This is a genomic window from Marinomonas maritima (assembly GCF_024435075.2).
Taxonomy (GTDB): domain Bacteria; phylum Pseudomonadota; class Gammaproteobacteria; order Pseudomonadales; family Marinomonadaceae; genus Marinomonas; species Marinomonas maritima.
The window spans coordinates 1,205,759-1,224,930 of sequence record NZ_JAMZEG020000002.1; the positions used below are offsets into that span (position 1 = coordinate 1,205,759).

A 19,172-nucleotide genomic window follows, 5' to 3' on the forward strand; every position below is an offset into this window, starting at 1 on the left:
TGTACAGCTTACACGGCTTCGATCTGATCCTCAGACATGCCCGCGCGAGCCAAAATCTGCAAATAGTCTTTTTTAGGCAACTTCACATCAAGAACAAATCGGCCAGCTTCATCAAAACGCTCTGACTTTACAGCCCCATGTTCGAACAACATCGCCCTTAAACGCCCATATTTACTGGACAAACAAAGCGTTTCACTAAAAACATCTACCCCTAACAGCTCAGCGATTGCCTGCTTAAGCAGATCAATACCTTGACCATCACGAGCAGACAACCAAACTCGCAAAGGGTTCCCCTCTGCGTCTCTGTCTATTCGAGGCTCAGCCATTGGCAATGCGTCTATTTTGTTAAATACTATTAAGGTTGGCACCTCATCGGCACCAATTTCTGCCAACACAGTATCAACATGTGCCATATTCTGATCACGATAAACATCAGCAGCATCCACTATATGCAACAATAAATCCGCCTCAGATGACTCTTTTAAAGTCGCCTGAAACGCCTTAATTAATCTATGTGGTAGCTGACGAATAAACCCGACGGTATCCGCCAAGACAATCGAACCAATCTGCTCAACATCCAAACGCCTCAAAGTAGGGTCAAGCGTGGCAAACAACTGATCCGCCGCAAACACATCCGCACCTGTCGCTCGATTGAATAATGTGGACTTACCTGCGTTGGTATAACCAACCAAAGAAACTGTTGGCACAGAAGACCGATCACGCGATCGACGATTTTGATCACGCTGAGAATCCACTTTACTCAATCTTTTTTGGATTGCCTTGATACGCTCTCGTAACAAGCGGCGATCTGTTTCAAGTTGGGTTTCACCCGGACCACGCATGCCTATGCCGCCCTTCTGGCGCTCTAGGTGAGTCCAACCACGAATAAGACGAGTTGAAGTATGCTGCAATTGAGCAAGCTCTACCTGCAGCTTACCTTCGTGTGTTCGTGCGCGCTGAGCAAAAATGTCTAAAATTAGCCCAGTGCGATCAAGCACCCGACATTGTAAAGCACTTTCTAAATTACGCTCTTGGGAGGGAGACAAAGCATGATCAAAAAGAACGACTTGCGCCTCTTCTCGGTCTACAATATCTTTTATTTCAGCCAACTTGCCAGTACCAATAAAGTATCTCGCATCAGGCCGCTGACGAGATCCTGTAACAACCGCTACAGGATCTGCGCCAGCAGAAATAGCTAACTCAACGAATTCTTCTGGCCCATAAGATTCATTTTTATCATTAAAATCTATATGGACCAATACCGCTATTTCACCACTATCTGGTCGTTCAAAAAACAATCTGGTATTCCTCTGTCTGCCGTATTATAGACAAACTATTCAGCAGCATCTTCCGGCTGATCAGGAGACGGGATGCGGATAGTACGAGAAGGCACAACCGTAGAAATGGCATGTTTATAAACCATTTGACTAACGGTATTTTTTAACAAAATCACAAACTGATCGAATGATTCGATTTGACCTTGAAGTTTAATTCCATTTACAAGAAAGATAGACACTGGCACTCTTTCTTTACGTAGAATATTTAGATAAGGGTCTTGTAATGATTGCCCTTTTGACATTGGAATCTCCTTAAGTAAGCGTAAAATATAAAATTAAATATTGATAAAACAATACTGTAGATACTACACCAAATCTTTATCCATTTCCCCTATATAATCCTGCTTTCAATATAATTCAAGGTCTCGGTCAAAAGATCTTTTGACAAACTGTCAAAAATCATCAAATCATCCCAACCTCTCAACCAAGTAAGCTGCCTTTTAGCCAATTGACGAGAAGCAACAACACCTTTAAAGATAGCATCATCTAGCAAATCGTCACCGTCTAAATATTGCCATAGCTGCCGATAACCAACACAACGCATAGAAGGCATATCAATTGACAAGTCACCACGCTTATATAAGCCCTCCACTTCAGCCAAAAAGCCCTGATCCATCATGTCATAAAAACGCTGCTCAATTCGAGCGTGCAACACACTTCGCTCTTTTGGCATCACCGCCAGATTAATCATATCAAAAGGCAAAGAAACAGCCTCTTGCTGAGCCCAGAATTGGGTCATGGTTTTACCTGTTAATCGATACACTTCAATAGCGCGCTGTAAACGCTGCGGATCATTGGGATGGATGCGAGACGCAGCCTCTGGGTCGATCACTTGTAATTCCTCATGCAAGGCGACCCAACCTTTTTCAGCCGCCTCAGTTTCAATCACAGCTCGAAGCTCCGCATTGGCCTGTGGCATTTCAGCCAAGCCTTTTTGCAAAGCATTGAAGTACATCATAGTCCCCCCTACCAAAAGCGGGGTCTTACCTTTCGCCAAAATGTCTTGAGACTGCTCAACCGCATCAAATACAAAATCTGCTGCCGAGTAAGATTCAAGCGGATCGATAATATCGATCAACCGATGAGGCGCCCTTGCTAACAATTTCGCATCAGGCTTTGCCGTCCCAATATCCATACCTTTGTAAACAAGAGCAGAATCAACACTGATAATTTCAAAACCATGGTGCTCAGCCAACTCAACTGCTAGCCCAGTTTTCCCAGAAGCCGTTGGCCCCATCAAACAAACAACATGTGGCTTTGCCATTTTAACGCCCCCTCAAAAAGAGTTTATCTAAGTCAGACATACTCAAGTGCGCCCAAGTCGGTCGACCATGATTACACTGCCCACTTCGCTCTGTTATTTCCATATCACGAAGAAGACTATTCATCTCTGCAATTGTTAATTTACGATTCGCTCGAATCGCACCATGACAAGCCATGGACGCCATCAGTTCATTCGCACGCGATTCCATTAGATCCGATATACCATTTGCCGATAAATCACTAATCACATCACGAACCAGTCCTTCAACATCACCTCGAATCAGTATAACGGGAACTTCTCGAACCATGGCACTTTCTAGCCCAGTTCTTTCCACACGAAACCCAAACGCCTCAAAAACAGCACCACTTTCCTCAACCAAATCCGCTTCACTTTGCGACACGGCGATATTAATAGGCACCAGCAAAGGCTGTGACGAAATGGTTTTTTGATAAAAAGCCGTTTTCATTCTTTCATAAACAATACGCTCATGGGCGGCATGCATGTCAACTAGAATAAGACCTTGCTCGCTCTCGGAAAGAATATACACGCCATGCAGCTGAGCAACAGCGAAGCCTAAGGGAGGCACCGCCTGATAATCAACATCTCGTCCAAAAGCAGAGACATCACTTTGCCCAAGTAAACTTGAGGGAGCAACCTCTCTCACCTCTCCTGTTTCAGGGTCAACCGTCTCAGTTTGTGACGTGTATTCCTGAGCATAACCAGAAAGACGACGCATCCCATCAAGCTGACCACGAACATCTGAAGAGCTTGGCGAGCTTGACGCTGACCTCATCCAATCCATTCCAGAAGAAGCAGGACGATTTGACAACTGTAAAGCAGACTGCTCTGTAATTTCCGACTCATTCGATGATGTCTCTTGCATTCCAGTAGGCGCCGCATCCGATTCAGGCCTTACATCTGCAATAGCTTTATGTATCCGACTGAACAAAAAATCATGAACCAAACGTCCATCACGAAACCGCACCTCATGTTTTGTTGGGTGCACGTTTACATCAACAGTGGAAGGATCCAGCTCAAGATACAGAACAAAAGTAGGGTGACGGCCATTGTATAAAACATCGCGATACGCTTGACGAACAGCATGTGCTACCAATTTATCCTTAACCACTCGGCCATTCACAAAAAAGTACTGTAGATCCGCCTGAGACCGAGAAAAAGTGGGCAAACCGATCCATCCCCACAAGCGCAACCCCGCAGCTTCGACATCCAGCGTCAACGAGTTTTCTATGAACTTTTTACCCAACAAGGTCGCTAGCCGGTGTTCAGCATGAAGCTGATCCGTTACTGGGCGAAGATCATAAACTTGCTTACCGTTGTGACTTAAACGAAAGCCTGTCTCATAGCGACTGAGCGCCAACCTTTTCACCACCTCTTCAAGATGGGCAAATTCTGTTTTCTCTGTGCGCAGAAACTTTCGACGAGCGGGTGTATTAAAGAACAAATCACGTACATCGATAGTTGTACCTTGTGGATGCGAAGCCGGGCGTACAGCTGTTGCCATATCCTTCCCTTCCGCCTCGACTCGCCAAGCCTCTGACTCATCTTCAGCCTGAGAGGTAAGGTGCATTCTGGAAACAGAGCTAATACTCGCTAACGCCTCACCACGAAACCCTAGAGTACGAACGGCCTCTAAGTCATCCAACGTTATGATTTTACTCGTTGCATGACGACTCAAGGCTAAGGACAAATCATCCTTCATAATTCCCGTGCCGTTGTCCCGTATTTTTATACGCCTAACACCACCCTGCTCCACATCAATATCAAGCTGAGAAGCACCAGCATCTAGGCTATTTTCAAGCAGCTCTTTCACAACGGAAGCTGGACGCTCAACCACCTCACCTGCAGCAATCTGGTTGGCTAAACGTGGTGACAAAAGATTAATTCTTTGCATGAGCAACCTTTGATTAATACTTTTAATTAATAACAAGAGGAAATGGAATTCCTATCCAGCGGGGATGACTAGCTTCTGACCAATCCAAATAACATCGTTTTTCAGATCATTCGCTTGTCGTATAACAGCGAGGGACACCTGATTACTCCGCGCTATTTCAGAAAGCGTATCGCCTTTCTCAACGATATAAACAGAGTCAGTATGATTACCTTTTTTCCAAGCAACCAAGGTCCCATCAGGCGCATTCTTCGTAAAATATTCAACCACACCTGTGGCAATAGAGGCGGCTAACTTAACCCGATACGCTCTGCTAGAAAGATTTTTTGCCTCTGTTTTGTTTGACACAAAACCCGTCTCGATCAATATCGATGGTATATCAGGTGACTTTAGTACTACAAAACCAGCTTGCTGCACACTGCCCTTATGCAACACCGCGACTCCTTCCATTTCACTCAAAACACTTTTACCGATATTAAGACTCATTTGGATCGTCGAATTCATCGACATATCCAATAATACTTCCGCCAACAACTGATCCTTATCATCTAACGAAATACCACCAACCAGATCTGCAGAATTTTCTTGCTGAGCCAACCAACGCCCCATCTCGGAACTCTTACCACTAAGAGAAAGCGCCCATACAGAAGCACCACGAGCGCTCGACTTAGTAAAAGCATCCGCATGAATCGAAATCATCAAATCGGCATTTGCGTCACGCGCCACGCGCGAACGGTCACGAAGAGGAAGGTAAGTATCCGTCGAGCGAGTCAATACCGCTTTAAAGCCCTCTACCGCATTGATTCGGCTCGCTAACTCCTTGCCAATCGACAAGACAATATCCTTCTCTCGAACTTTGTATTGCCCCAAAGCCCCTGGATCCTTACCGCCATGCCCTGGATCTATTGCGATGACGATATTACGTTTTTCTTTTGACAGGTTTGCCAAACTTTTTACTATTGTGGCAGGCTTATGGACACCATATTCAAGTTCAACCAGAATCCGTGGACCATAAGTACCATTTGCCGCTAGAACAGTGCTTTTTGCCCTGACCTTCTGAGCCAAATCAAGCACAAAGCGCACCCCACTATCACGCTTAGCGTAGCGTACTCGCATCAACACATCAGAGGATAGAGCAGACAAGCCGTTTACGACGGCTGTATCTAACACAACACCGCTAATATCTAAAACAATGCGCTCAGGGTTTGATAAAGGGAATATTCGATGCTCTGAAACATCAGAAAGCTCAAATACCAAACGCGTCACCCCTTCCTGTTGAGCGACACGTATATCTCGAACCTCGGCGGCAAAAAGCCCCAAAGACGCGACAGACAGAATTAAATTAATAAAAACAAAAAGACAAATGTGAAATTTAGTATGCATATCAGACAGCTAGCTAGTATATCTGACACACTATAACTGCTGATTAAATGGATCTCAATCTTACTTATAGTAAAGACTTCTATACATCAAGAAGTTATGACCTCTTGTAAAATTTTTAGAGCAGCCAAACCTTTTTCTGTTTGCGCCTCTAAAGAGACATGACGACCCTGACGAATCAGACCCAAAGAGACCACCAAGTCCGCCTTTGGCAACGCCCCACGCCCCATTTCCGCCCACTCAATCAGGCACAAACCACTTTCAGTGAAGTAATCCCGAATCCCCATAAACTCAAGCTCTTCTGCGTCGCTAACGCGATACAAATCAAAATGATAAACCTCCAAACCGGGCAACTCATATGGCTCAACAATGGTGTAAGTTGGACTTTTCACTGGTCCTTCATAGCCTAGACCTCGCAGCACCCCTCTCACCAGCGTGGTTTTTCCCATCCCAAGATCACCCTCTAGATAAACCACCCCACCCATTTTCAATGCAGATGAAATAACCTCTCCTAGGCTCTCCATCGCCACCTCACCGTAAACATCTTTTTCTATTCGCATTACTTATTAATCCTCTCTACACCCAAAAAGAGCAAACACAAAAAACTCACGCAATTCTAATACAGAAGGCTTTTGAAACAAGCACCAATACCCCATAATCAGTAAGCTAACAACATTAACAGCATTAACAGCACAACGAAGGACATTTATGGATTGGCTTCTCATTTCACTCATTGCCATTGCCGTATTTATTACAGGCATTTCTAAAGGAGGATTTTCTGGCGCATTCGGTATTATGGCTGTACCACTCATATCCCTTCAAACCTCTCCCATCTTTGCTGCCGCCATCATGCTTCCCATCTTGTGTATTATGGACATATTTGCCGTACAAAAGTTCTGGGGGAAATGGAGTAACGAACAACTCATTAAATGCATTCCAGCGGCTATCGTCGGGGTTATTATTGGAGGATTAACCGCATCATGGTTTTCGTCTGAGTGGCTAAAAATAATGGTGGGGATTATTGCAGTAGGATTTGTTCTAAATTCATGGCCAAGAAAAAATAGCACACCTCAACCAAAACCACTTAGTACCATAGCTGGAAAGCTCTGGTGCGCTCTTGGTGGCCTCACCAGCTTTATCGCCCATGCTGGCGGCCCACCAATGAGCGTTTATTTACTTAGAGCAAATCTTGATAAAACGCAGTATGTCGCTACCGCAGCAGTGATATTTACAGCAATTAACTATGTGAAACTCATTCCGTATAGCATGCTTGGGCAACTAATACACTTCAAACATACTTCTGTCTCTTTGCTTTACCCCTATTGCTTACCTAGGCGTTCAACTCGGCGCTTGGTTGCACTATAAAATATCAACCGCGCTATTTTTTAAATTCATGTATGGTTTTCTTTTCCTAACAGGAATCAAGCTAATCTGGGACGGAGCCTCTGCGATTATTTAATGAGCTTTAACCTCAAAAGCTCATTAAATACCTTTTAGATTCTTCGGCAATGGAATTTATACCTTATCGTCCAAACCAAACATGGTTCGACGATAATGCTGAAGCTCACCAATAGATTCTAGAATATCATCCATCGCTAGATGCGAGCCTGATTTTTTAAACCCTTCTAACGCCTCTGGCTTCCAGCGCTTTGCCAATTCCTTCACCGTACTCACGTCAAGATAGCGGTAGTGAAAAAATCTTTCTAGAGCTGGCATGTAACGGTATAAAAAACGACGATCTTGACCAACACTGTTACCACAAATAGGTGAAGCTCCAGCGGGAACGTATTGCGCTAAAAACTGAATGGTTTCAGACTCTGCCTGCTTCATACTGATCGTAGAAGACAACACTCTCGCCGTTAGACCAGAATCGCCGTGATGCTGTGTACACCATTCATCCATTGCATCCATCACCGACTTTTCCTGATGTATTGCAAGGCTCGGCCCCTTAGCTAACACATTTAAATGCTTGTCAGTCACCACTGTCGCAATTTCAATAATGGTATCACTCTCTGGATCTAACCCTGTCATTTCAAGATCAATCCATACTAAATTCTCTTCATTTAAGCTCATAACCTTCCAAGTCCTTTATTATCAATGCCAAGCATTATACTCTATGCGCCTTACTATATGATCAGACGAGCCTAATGTCGAAGCGAAAACTTACCAAACAACAAACTTGGCGAATTGAAAGAATTCACAAGGAACGCGTAGAACGCACCCAAAAACGCGGCGATATCGCTGAAGAGCTCCTTCAGTCATCTGATCTTGGGCCCGAAACCGAAGGAATGATCATTTCCCACTTCGGCACACAAGTCGAAGTCGAAGGCACGCAAGAGCCCTTTATTGGTATTTCCACGCGCTGTAATTTACGCGCCAATTTAGGCCAACTCGTTACAGGCGATAAAGTTGTCTGGCGTCCCAAGCAAAATGAAGGCGGCGTTGTTGTCGCCACCACACCAAGACACACCTCATTGTCTCGTCCAGACATGCATGGAAGGTTGAAACCCGTTGCGGCCAATATTGATCACATTGTCGTCGTGATTGCCGCGGAACCTGTCGCTCATGCAAATTTAATTGACCGTTACTTAGTTGCCGCTGAAACCGTCGGTATTCCTCCAGTGATACTACTTAACAAGTGCGACCTAATAGACGACAGCAATCAAGCCAGCTTAGATAATCTCTTAAAGACATACGAAGACCTAAATTACAAAATAATCAGAACATCTATCAAACATCAAGAAGGCATGGAATCGCTTTACAGTTTCTTGCAAGATAAAACCAGCGTATTTGTCGGGCAATCTGGTGTCGGTAAATCCTCTCTTATTGGTACGATACTTCCCGATATAGACATCACCGTCGGTGAACTCTCCCAAAAACGAAAAAAAGGCGTGCACACCACAACCACAGCCCGTCTATTCCACATGCCAAAAGGCGGAGATCTTATTGATTCTCCGGGAATACGTGAATTTGGCTTATGGCATATCTCTGAGGAAGAGCTTTTGAATGGTTTTATCGAATTTCAACCACATATTGGCTATTGCCGATTCCGTGATTGTGCTCACGAAAAAGAGCCAGGGTGCGCAATTCTTGAAGCGTTAGAAAAAGGTGATATAACAGAACACCGCTTCCAAAGCTTCTTAAGAATTAAACAGTCTATTCGGGAAAATCATGCCTTTTAGAAAATTGCTTCAGGGGGCAACTGTAAATCAGATTGCTGGACAGGGTTTCCAAAATTACGGAGATTTTGATCCAGCATTTTCTTATAAGCTTCATCTGTCAATAAAGTAATACTGATTCGCCTATTTTCAGCGCTGCCTGTATCAAATCGATTGTAAGGTATCGTGTCTGATAAACCTATTACTTGAGCAATACGTCCATTTTCAACACCACCCTCTTCCAGTATACGACGCGCAGCGTTCGCTCGTAACGCTGATAAATCCCAATTATCTAACCTGCCTGAACCACTAAATCTTGATGAGTCTGTGTGCCCCGTAATCACAATCGGATTGGCTACCTTATTAAAGATGGAAGACATGCTAAGCAAAGTATTTTCAATATCCGGCATCATTCGGGCACTACCGCGCTCAAACATAGGCTCATCAGGGTCGTCCAATAATGTGATCCGAACGCCAATAGGTGTTACCTCAATACGCAAATTTTGCTGCTCAGAAAGTAGAATATTCATTCTTCCCATCTCTTTTTGCACCATATCGTTAATGCTTTTTGCATCCGCTGAATCAGGGCCATTCCCAGCACGCATCTCTCTTGACTCGACATCAGTACTGCCAGACTCAGGAAGCTGCAAATCCAATTTTTTTTCCGTACTTTTTGCTGGGCTCCCACCAAGATCGATAGGATTGGCACTATAACCTGCCACAGAAGTCCCCATTGGATCTTGAAAATACCCCTCAATACTGGCCAGCTCCTCTGGCGTGGCAACACTTAATATCCATAAAACCAAAAAGAGAGCCATCATAGCCAAAGCAAAGTCTGCCAAAGCTATTTTCCAAGCACCACCATGGTGTGCAATTTTTTTGATTTTCTTAACCCGCCGAATAACCAGACCATTGGAACCTAAAGCCATCTAACACTCTCCAAAACTTGCTATAAGCCCATATTAGCGGTATTGCTTAAGATCATCTGACAATTCAATAAAGCTTGGACGCATATCAGGAGGCAGCAACTTACGCCCCGTCTCAACCGCTACAGGCGGTGCGTAACCAGACACAACCGAATTCAAACACGCTTTAATACATAAATACGCTTTTAACTCATGAGCTCCCAGACTTTCCAAATGCGAAGCCGCCGGCCCAGCAAACCCATAACCAAAAAAGATACCCAAAAACGTCCCAACCAATGCCGCCGCTACATGTGAACCAATCTCTTCTAATGGGCCACCTATCGACCCCATAGTAATAACAATACCAAGCACCGCCGCAACAATACCAAATCCAGGCAAAGCCTCCGCCACACGATTCAATGCATGACTAGGAGCAATAAGCTCTTCTTGAATCTGCTCGATTTCATTGTCCATAATGGCGTCTATTTCATAAGCAGGTAGACCCGTTAACGTAAAGATCCGATAATTGTCAGTTAAAAAGTCCACCACCTCATGATCACGCACTACATCAGGAAAACGATTAAACAGCTCACTGGTAAAAGGAGACTCAATATCCTCCTCAATAGACAAAAATCCCTCTTGACGGCTTTTTTGAAAAAGACAGTACATCAAACCTAATAACTGAAGATAAAAACGCTTATTATGACGGCTCCCAGAAAAAATCTGAGGCAGCATAGTGAATACTTTTTTCTGAACAATAAGTGGGTTCGCTACCATGAAGGCGCCCAATGCCGCTCCACAAATAATAATCACTTCAAAAGGCTGCCATAACGCCAACATATTGCCGTGAGATGCCAAATAACCCGATACAACACTAACAATAACAACCAGTACGCCAGCTAACGCAAACATATTCTCTTCCTTAATACTGACAAAGTATGCTCTCACCTCAATATACAGTATGATTAATGAGATAAAAATATAAGAGCACTTTACACACACATAAACAACCGAGTCACTAATGTAACCAGCTATGAAAGACAAGTCACCTTCTGGCCTAAATGAATGGCTTCATTTCCTTAAAAGTAAAAAATTTCCGGTTAAGGCCGTCAATTTATCTCGCCTTAAAACCCAAATAAAAAGAACAGAAGACACGCTTGATGGCATGCAAGCCAACATAGCATCAGATCCACTATTAGCTTTCGCCATTCTTAACGAAGCAAATCGAATCATTCCAAATAAAAACAGCGAAATAAAAACACCTTTCCATGCTGCCGCTATGGTCGGAATGAATGGTATAGCCAAGCTGTTTCCTCAATTCGCCCCATACGACATTAAAACAACACAACAAATACCCCATGTAGCCGCTTTTTTAAGCGAAATACAAACCAGCTACGAAGCAGCAACCATAGCAAGACATTGGGCAATCGAAAAATTAACCAGTCATGAAGATGATATCTTTTGGATAACACTCTTTCGTGATGCTGCAAGATGGCTATTGTGGTTCTACGCCTACCCAACCATGATGTCCATTAGGCAAAAAATCAAACAAGGCGAAAAAGCCAGCCAAGCAGAGCTAAGCACTTTAGGGTGTCGAATTGATGAGCTCACAGTGCATCTTTGCTCTCATTGGGGCACACCACAAAAAGTCATTGACTCTTTTCTAACCAAACACATACCCAACGCAAGAGAAATGCAAGCCTTAGCACATTTGGCCCACCATCCAGACGAACTGCCAGGCTTTACCGAAGACAAAAGACTCACCATTTTAATCAACAACCCGCTTATTTTTTCTTATTGCGCAAACAAAGTTGCCCATGAAGCCAGCTTGATGCGATGGGATTCTAAAAATCTGCCTTTCTTTTACCGTGTCGTCGCGACAGTCATGCATCGCCGTCTTGGAGAAGTCATTCATACCGCTCACTTAGCAAGCACCGAAGCAGCAACTTTGTACAATAACGGTGGAAAAATCTCTCTTGCACAACAACTCCTTGACCCCAACCTATTCACCGGCAAAAACACACTCAACCAAAAAACAAAAGTCGCGTTATCTCCTATTTCAGCACTAAAAAAAGCACTCAGTCAAAAAGGCGATATAGACACAAAACAGAAGGCAAACCTTGCTCTAAAAACAATCAAGCAAGCCATACCAAACGCACAACACAGCATTATTTTTAAGCATTCAAACAACAAAGTGTCTCCGATGTATCAATCTGGCTATAACATAGAAACAATTAAAGCTATCCTATGGAACTCACCATCAAGCGTGTTTGAAAAACTATCCAAAAAACGCTCAGCAAGCCACTTGTCCGGACAAAAGCTAGACAATCTATTAAAAGATTTACCGCATACAGCTGACCAAATAATTGACACTAACAGCCACCTTATTCTTGCCTCTACACAGACATCAAAAAGTGAAATGACAATATTTTGGCTAGAAACGCGCACAGAATTCGATGAGAAAGATTACAAAAATCTTAAACAAATCGTGTCTTTAATCAGCCACAGCACACCATAAATTCAATAACTTAGGATAAATACCGTGACTAAAGATCAATTTTTTGCCTTTGCGCAACATATCACTCCGCAAAAAACATTGTCTCGCACCATTGGCCGCATTGCAGAATGCGAAAATACTTGGGTAAAAAACACCTTTATCAGCCAATTCATCAAAAAATACCAAGTAGACATGTCAGAAGCAGTTAATAGCGATCCTTTGTCTTACCGCAACTTTAACGACTTCTTTACCCGAGCCATTCGCTCAGAGCTGCGCCCAATATGCGAGCAGAAAAATGGGATTGTCTGCCCTGCCGATGGTGCAGTCAGCCAACTTGGCGAAATAGAACACGGCACCTTACTACAAGCCAAAGGACACACCTACAGCCTGACCAGCCTCTTGGGTGGCGACGCTTCACTATCCAACCAATTCCTTGGGGGCTCTTTCGCAACCGTTTATCTCTCTCCAAAAGATTACCATCGTGTGCACATGCCACTTACTGGCAAACTGACGAAAATGATCCATATACCAGGCAAGCTGTTCTCAGTGAACAAAGTGACTGCTGAACAAATCCCAAGTGTCTTTGCTCGTAACGAGCGCACGGTTTGTATTTTCGAAACGGAAGCCGGCCCAATGGCAGTAATATTGGTGGGCGCCATGATCGTAGCCAGCATAGAAACCATATGGGCAGGACAAGTTACACCATTCAACAAAAATGTGGTGACTTGGGATTACAGCGAACTTAATAACATTAACATCAAGAAAGGCGAGGAAATGGGACGCTTCAAGCTTGGCTCTACTGCCATCGTCTTATTTGGTAAAGGCGCCGTCAACTGGGAGGAGTCCATACAAGCAGAAACACCTACTAAGATGGGTATGCATTTTGGGCAAATCAACGAGAAGTAAACACCAAACAAGCTCCCAATAAAAAAGCCTGCTTCATATGAAGCAGGCTTTTTTGCGTTCGAAGAGCTCACAACACTAGATTATGGCAAGTCGTCTTCTAGCTCTTCTTTTGGTGCTGGAACGAGGTCTTCTCGCCTCACATCCAACGCAAGCAATAAGTTTGCCGCCACAAAAACAGAAGAGTAAGTACCAACAACTATCCCTACTAACAAAGCCATAGAGAAGTTATGTATCGCTTCACCACCCGCCACAAACAATACAACCAACACAAACAAGGTCGTTAAAGACGTAATTAAAGTACGACCCAGCGTTTGGTTAATCGATTCGTTGACAAGGTCATACGGCTCAGTATCCCGCATGATACGGAAGTTTTCGCGAATACGGTCACACACAACGATAGTATCGTTAAGCGAATACCCAACGACGGCCAATAATGCAGCCAATACCGTCAAATCAAACTCCACCTCAAATATCGAGAAAAAGCCCAAAGTGATAATAACATCGTGAACAAGCGCCGCTACAGAGGCAAGCGAAAACTTAAACTGAAATCTCACAGCAACGTAAATCATGACGACAGCCAAGGCGAGCAACATACCTAAGCCACCTTGCTCACGTAACTCCTCACCTACTTGAGCGCCAACAAACTCAGACCGCTGAAGCAAAACCTTATTCGCCCCATCACCCTGAAGTGTAGACAACACCTCATCACCCAGTGTTGGCGTATAAGAGTTAGCCATACGAACCACAACATCGGTTGACGAACCAAAGTTCTGCACAACCACATCGCCATAGCCATTTCTGTCTAACAACTCACGAACATCATCTAAGTTAGGAGCCTCATCATAAGTCACCTCAACCAAGGTGCCGCCCGTAAAGTCCAAGCCGAATTGCAACCCCTTAGTCGCTAAAGAACCAAGAGAAATTAGGATCAACGTAATCGATAAAATAGCCACGATTTTACGCATTGCCATAAATGGAATATTTGTCACTTTCATGGCGCTCTCCTAAATATACAGTTTCTTATTTTTACGGCCGCCATACACAAGATTTACCTGCGCACGAGTCACAACAATCGCCGTAAACATCGAAGTAAGAATACCAAGCGACAACGTCACCGCGAAGCCTTTCACTGGCCCCGTACCCACTGCAAACAAAATAACAGCAACCAGCAATGTTGTGATATTAGCGTCTAAAATGGTTGTAAATGCACGATTAAACCCAGAATGTATCGCTTGCTGATTCGGCACACCGCTTGCCAATTCCTCTTTTATTCTTGAGAAAATCAGCACGTTTGCATCTACCGCCATTCCCATCGTTAATACAATACCGGCAATGCCTGGCAGAGTTAACGTCGCAGAAAGCAAAGACATACACGCCATCAGCAATATAATATTTAAGGCCAACGAGACATTGGCAAAAATACCAAATACCTTGTAATAAACCAGCATAAACAACATCACAACCAATAAGCCGATTTGAGCAGAGCTAACACCAAGTTGTATGTTTTCCGCCCCTAAACTAGGCCCAATAGTACGCTCTTCGACAAAATAAATTGGCGCAGCCAAAGCACCAGCTCGAAGTAAAAGAGCCAACTCAGAAGATTCACGCGGACTGTCCAAACCAGTAATTCGGAATGAGTTGCCCAAAGTTGTTTGAATCGTCGCGAGAGAAATAATACTTTTCTCACTGTAACTTCTACGCACCTCTTCCATTTTGCCGTCTTTCTCAATAAAACGACTACGAGACTTATGCTCAATAAACACAACCCCCATATTACGACCAACAGCGGAACGAGTTACCTTACTCATTTGCTTGCCGCCTTTGGAATCCAAGCTGATGTTAACCTGAGGCTGGCCATTTTCATCAAAAGACGAACTCGCATCGGAAACGCTGTCACCCGTAATAATTAGATCACGCTCTAAGCGCGCCGTACGACCACTACCATCACGAAACGTCAGAGTCTCTATATCCGACCCTTTATCATCCAAACCCGCTTCTAAATGGAACTCTAGATTAGCGGTCGCACCGATGATACGCTTTGCCGCCGCCGTATCCTGCACACCGGGTAACTCAACAACGATACGATTACTGCCCTGACGCTGCACCAATGGCTCAGCCACGCCCAACTCATTTACACGGTTACGTAAAGTCGTTAAATTTTGCTGTAAAGCATAGGATTCAATTTCTTTCTTCGACGCTTCGGTAAAACTAACATCTAAGAAGAATTCAGTTTCATCTTGATGAGTAGCATAGCGATAGTCAGGAAATTCATCTTTCAATAAATCTTCCGCCAACGACAAATCAGCCTCTTGCAAGAAACGAATAGAAAGCACACCGCCTTCAATATCAACACTGCGATAACGCACTCGACTCTTACGCAGCAACGCCTTCATTTCACTTGCACTAACTTCAAGCTTTTGCTTAAGAGCCGCCGGGGTATCCACCTCTAACAAGAAATGCACACCACCGCGAAGATCCAAACCTAACTTAGCAGGACCAGCCCCTAAAGAGGATAGCCAGTCCGGTGTAGTAGGAACAAGGTTCAATGCTGTTACAAAGTCATCACCCAATGCTGCCGCCACGACAGGCTTGGCAGCAAGTTGGTCCTCACCACTATTAAAGCGCAAGGTACCGCCAGCAGAGGTAAGCTCTGCTTCTTTTAATTCTATATTTGCTTTTGAAAGCGCACTTGTCGCTCTCAGCAATGCTTGCTCATCAACAACAGAAGTCGCTTTTTGGGTAGACAGTTGTAGCGCTGGATCATCCGGATAAAGATTTGGGAAGGCATAGAGTAGCCCCAAAGCCAAAACAAGAAGAATTAGCAAATACTTCCACAAGGGGTACTTGTTAAGCATGAAAAATCCTTTACACCTAAAAAATTTGAATGGATCGATAAAAAAGAAAAGCGCCTAGAGAAGGCGCTTTTCTAAGAAAGTTAAATAGACTTTAACGTTCCTTTAGGCAATACAGCAGCAACAGAAGATTTTTGAAATTTCATTTCAACACCTTCAGCAACTTCAAGTACTACGTAGTTATCATCTACTTTAGATACTTTACCCAATACACCACCGCCAGTTACTACTTCAGTACCTTTAGTCAAAGATGCGATCAAGTTTTTATGCTCTTTCGCACGCTTTGCCTGTGGGCGCCACATAAGGAAGTAAAAAATAACGACAAAACCCGCAAGCAATACAAGGTTAAAAATACCCCCATCTGCCGCCATTCCGCCTTCAGCATACGCTGGTGAGATCAATGAGATCATGTGTTAACTCTCCAATGGTTTATGAAACTGTTGCGATCCTTTTATCTAAAGAATCTGCATAATTTGTTTATTATTCACTCAAAGCTGGCACATCTAAGCCACGCTTTGCATAGAACTCATTAACAAAGGCGTCAAATCTACCTTCATCTAGAGCCAGACGCAATCCCGCCATGAGAGTTTGGTAATAACGTAAGTTATGAATGGTATTTAATTGAGCCCCTACCATTTCTTTACACTTATCCAAGTGATGTAAATAAGACCGAGAAAAGTTTTTACAAGTGTAACAATCACATTCTTTGTCTAATGGCCCGATATCTTCACGATACTGAGCATTACGAATACGGACCACGCCATCCGAGGTAAACAGATGACCGTTACGCGCATTACGGGTTGGCATGACACAGTCGAACATATCAACGCCACGACGAACGCCTTCTACCAAATCTTCTGGCTTGCCGACACCCATCAAATAACGAGGCTTATCCGCTGGCATTTTAGGGGTAACAAAATCCAACACCTTCATCATTTCTTCTTTTGGCTCACCCACTGACAAACCGCCAATAGCGTAACCATCAAAGCCAATATCAACAAGACCTTCTAAAGATTCTTCGCGCAAGTTTTCGTACATGCTGCCCTGAATGATACCAAACAACGCAGAAGGACTATCTCCGTGTTCGTCTTTAGAACGCTGAGCCCATCGTAAGCTTCTACGCATCGATGTCGCTGCTACGTCAGTTGTTGCAGGGTGTGGGGTACATTCATCAAAAATCATCACGACATCAGAACCAAGATCTTTTTGAACTTGCATCGATATCTCAGGACTCAAAAACACTTTCGATCCGTTAATCGGAGAACGAAAACTCACACCTTCTTCGGTGATTTTACGCATTTCGCCCAATGAAAAAACCTGAAAACCACCAGAGTCGGTCAAAATTGGTTTTTTCCATTGAGTAAAATCATGCAAGTCACCATGAGCTTTTACCACGTCCGTTCCCGGACGAAGCCATAAATGAAACGTGTTACCCAAAATGATGTCCGCACCAATTTCTTCGATGTCTTTGGTCAACATCCCTTTTACTGTGCCGTAAGTCCCTACCGGCATAAACGCTGGCGTTTCAACCTTACCTCGAGGAAAAGTCAGCGTCGCACGACGTGCCTTTCCTGACGTGGTATGAAGATCAAAATCCATAAAACATTCTGGACGCTTATCAGACATTCGTCTTATTCCTCACTTTGCGGGCCTGAAGCCTGCGCATTTCGTGTAATAAACATGGCATCGCCATAACTAAAAAATCGATATTTCTGCTCTACTGCCGCTTGATACGCCGACATAACGTGATCGTACCCAGCAAAGGCGCTAATCAACATAATGAGCGTAGACTCAGGCAAGTGAAAATTCGTCACCAAAGCATCCACCGTCTTAAACTCATAACCCGGGTAGATAAAAATACTGGTATCGCCCTGCATTGGCGCGATCTCACCACTTTGGCTCGCCGATTCAAGACTGCGAACACTGGTTGTCCCCACTGCAATCACTCGACCACCACGGGCTTTCGCGGCCTTCACTTGCTCAACCACACTGAGCTCAACTTCAACATACTCCGCGTGCATAATGTGGTCTTTTACATTATCCACTTTCATTGGCTGAAAAGTTCCTGCACCCACATGCAAGGTGACAAACGCCGTTTCTATCCCTTTTGCCTTCAGCTTTTCTAACAATTCGTCATCAAAATGCAAACCCGCCGTTGGGGCTGCAACTGCACCGGGCTTTTGGTTATAAACGGTTTGATAGCGTTCCTGATCACTGTCTTCATCAGGACGCTCAATATAAGGTGGCAGCGGCATGTGACCAACGCGAGACAACACGTCAAGCACTGGCTCATTAAAGGCAAGATGAAACAAAGCACCAGAGCGACCCAACATAGTCACTTCAATCTGCTCACCTTTATCCTGCCCTAAAATCAGCTTGCTGTTTTCCTTTGGCGACTTACTAGCGCGAATATGTGCCAACGCTTCGTTCGTACCAATTACCCGCTCTACCAATACCTCAATTTTTCCGCCAGATTCTTTTTGCCCAAACACACGAGCAGGAATCACTCGAGTATTGTTGAACACCATCAAATCACCCGGTTGAACTAAGTCCAACACATCAGGAAATTGACAATGAACCACCTCGCCACTGGGGCCATCAAGGTGCAACAACCGACTGGCTGTCCTATCCGATGTTGGATAGTTTGCAATCAATGAATCAGGTAAATCAAAGTGATAATCGGAAACGAGCATGATAGGGAACACTACCTAGAAAAAACGACCCGGCATTTTATCGAAAAATCACGTAAAAGGGTACTTCCAAGCGACATCATATTAAAAAGATAAAAATAATTCCCATATCCATTGACTTATTTCATAAATAGCATAAGATACGCCTCACCTTTTTCAAGGCCAGTGTGGTGGAATTGGTAGACACGACGGATTCAAAATCCGTTGCCTTCGGGTGTGGCGGTTCGAGTCCGCCTACTGGTACCAACATAAAAAGCCCTGATCGTTGATCAGG

The 19,172-nt window shown here is 44.1% G+C and carries 18 protein-coding genes and 1 tRNA gene; 5 read left to right on the forward strand and 14 right to left on the reverse strand.

The features are described from left to right. Positions 1–8 precede the first annotated feature (8 nt). The 6 genes from hflX to tsaE all read right to left on the reverse strand — a co-directional run bounded on the left by hflX (position 9) and on the right by tsaE (position 6,450). The gene (gene hflX / locus M3I01_RS11695; protein WP_275565083.1) at positions 9–1,298 is read right to left on the reverse strand and encodes a ribosome rescue GTPase HflX; all 1,290 of its coding nucleotides are present in this window, start codon (positions 1,296–1,298) and stop codon (positions 9–11) included. A gap of 35 nt (positions 1,299–1,333) precedes the next feature. Beyond that, on the reverse strand, positions 1,334–1,579 hold the full coding sequence (hfq, locus tag M3I01_RS11700) for an RNA chaperone Hfq (RefSeq protein ID WP_112139478.1): 246 nt from the start codon (positions 1,577–1,579) through the stop codon (positions 1,334–1,336). A gap of 89 nt (positions 1,580–1,668) precedes the next feature. Beyond that, entirely contained in the window at positions 1,669–2,601 is a 933-nt protein-coding gene (miaA, locus tag M3I01_RS11705; RefSeq protein ID WP_255896032.1) for a tRNA (adenosine(37)-N6)-dimethylallyltransferase MiaA, read from the reverse strand. A 1-nt stretch (position 2,602) separates the two neighbouring features. Then, positions 2,603–4,513, reverse strand: coding sequence for a DNA mismatch repair endonuclease MutL (mutL, locus tag M3I01_RS11710; RefSeq protein WP_255896034.1), 1,911 nt, complete (start codon positions 4,511–4,513; stop codon positions 2,603–2,605). Between the two features lie 51 nt (positions 4,514–4,564). Continuing rightward, positions 4,565–5,893 (reverse strand): N-acetylmuramoyl-L-alanine amidase, encoded by a 1,329-nt coding sequence (locus tag M3I01_RS11715; protein ID WP_255896035.1) that lies wholly within the window; start codon positions 5,891–5,893, stop codon positions 4,565–4,567. 86 nt (positions 5,894–5,979) lie between these two features. Next, positions 5,980–6,450 (reverse strand): tRNA (adenosine(37)-N6)-threonylcarbamoyltransferase complex ATPase subunit type 1 TsaE, encoded by a 471-nt coding sequence (gene tsaE / locus M3I01_RS11720; protein ID WP_255896036.1) that lies wholly within the window; start codon positions 6,448–6,450, stop codon positions 5,980–5,982. 148 nt (positions 6,451–6,598) lie between these two features. On the opposite strand from tsaE, the gene M3I01_RS11725 reads away from it, so the two are divergent. Further along, entirely contained in the window at positions 6,599–7,255 is a 657-nt protein-coding gene (locus tag M3I01_RS11725) for a sulfite exporter TauE/SafE family protein (protein WP_255896037.1), read from the forward strand. 150 nt (positions 7,256–7,405) lie between these two features. Here M3I01_RS11725 and orn read toward each other — a convergent pair whose 3' ends face one another. Then, positions 7,406–7,963 (reverse strand): oligoribonuclease, encoded by a 558-nt coding sequence (orn, locus tag M3I01_RS11730; RefSeq protein WP_255896038.1) that lies wholly within the window; start codon positions 7,961–7,963, stop codon positions 7,406–7,408. Between the two features lie 74 nt (positions 7,964–8,037). Here orn and rsgA point away from each other — a divergent pair, with 74 nt between their 5' ends. Next, positions 8,038–9,072, forward strand: coding sequence for a small ribosomal subunit biogenesis GTPase RsgA (rsgA, locus tag M3I01_RS11735; RefSeq protein ID WP_255896039.1), 1,035 nt, complete (start codon positions 8,038–8,040; stop codon positions 9,070–9,072). On the opposite strand, the gene M3I01_RS11740 is transcribed toward rsgA, so the two are convergent. Beyond that, complete coding sequence (locus M3I01_RS11740) at positions 9,069–9,977, reverse strand: OmpA family protein (RefSeq protein WP_255896040.1); 909 nt, start codon at positions 9,975–9,977, stop codon at positions 9,069–9,071. The two genes, rsgA and M3I01_RS11740, sit on opposite strands and share 4 nt — an antisense overlap. A gap of 33 nt (positions 9,978–10,010) precedes the next feature. Further along, positions 10,011–10,865 (reverse strand): flagellar motor stator protein MotA, encoded by an 855-nt coding sequence (gene motA, locus M3I01_RS11745; protein ID WP_255896041.1) that lies wholly within the window; start codon positions 10,863–10,865, stop codon positions 10,011–10,013. 121 nt (positions 10,866–10,986) lie between these two features. Between motA and M3I01_RS11750 the strand changes: the two genes are divergently transcribed. Both M3I01_RS11750 and asd read left to right on the forward strand, forming a co-directional pair. Next, positions 10,987–12,471, forward strand: a complete 1,485-nt coding sequence (locus M3I01_RS11750; RefSeq protein WP_255896042.1) for an HDOD domain-containing protein — start codon at positions 10,987–10,989, stop codon at positions 12,469–12,471. 24 nt (positions 12,472–12,495) lie between these two features. Then, a complete protein-coding gene (asd, locus tag M3I01_RS11755; RefSeq protein WP_255896043.1) occupies positions 12,496–13,356 on the forward strand; it encodes an archaetidylserine decarboxylase in 861 nt (286 codons plus the stop codon). Between the two features lie 80 nt (positions 13,357–13,436). Here asd and secF read toward each other — a convergent pair whose 3' ends face one another. The 5 genes from secF to queA all read right to left on the reverse strand — a co-directional run bounded on the left by secF (position 13,437) and on the right by queA (position 18,901). Next, entirely contained in the window at positions 13,437–14,351 is a 915-nt protein-coding gene (gene secF, locus M3I01_RS11760; protein WP_255896044.1) for a protein translocase subunit SecF, read from the reverse strand. A 9-nt stretch (positions 14,352–14,360) separates the two neighbouring features. Next, a complete protein-coding gene (gene secD / locus M3I01_RS11765; protein WP_275565084.1) occupies positions 14,361–16,211 on the reverse strand; it encodes a protein translocase subunit SecD in 1,851 nt (616 codons plus the stop codon). An 80-nt stretch (positions 16,212–16,291) separates the two neighbouring features. Next, positions 16,292–16,618 (reverse strand): preprotein translocase subunit YajC, encoded by a 327-nt coding sequence (yajC, locus tag M3I01_RS11770; RefSeq protein WP_255896046.1) that lies wholly within the window; start codon positions 16,616–16,618, stop codon positions 16,292–16,294. 70 nt (positions 16,619–16,688) lie between these two features. Further along, a complete protein-coding gene (tgt, locus tag M3I01_RS11775) occupies positions 16,689–17,807 on the reverse strand; it encodes a tRNA guanosine(34) transglycosylase Tgt (protein WP_449405572.1) in 1,119 nt (372 codons plus the stop codon). Between the two features lie 32 nt (positions 17,808–17,839). Beyond that, complete coding sequence (queA, locus tag M3I01_RS11780; RefSeq protein WP_275565085.1) at positions 17,840–18,901, reverse strand: tRNA preQ1(34) S-adenosylmethionine ribosyltransferase-isomerase QueA; 1,062 nt, start codon at positions 18,899–18,901, stop codon at positions 17,840–17,842. Positions 18,902–19,059: 158 nt separating this feature from the next. Here queA and M3I01_RS11785 point away from each other — a divergent pair. Then, a tRNA-Leu gene (locus M3I01_RS11785) sits at positions 19,060–19,144 on the forward strand. The last annotated feature ends 28 nt before the right edge of the window (positions 19,145–19,172 follow it).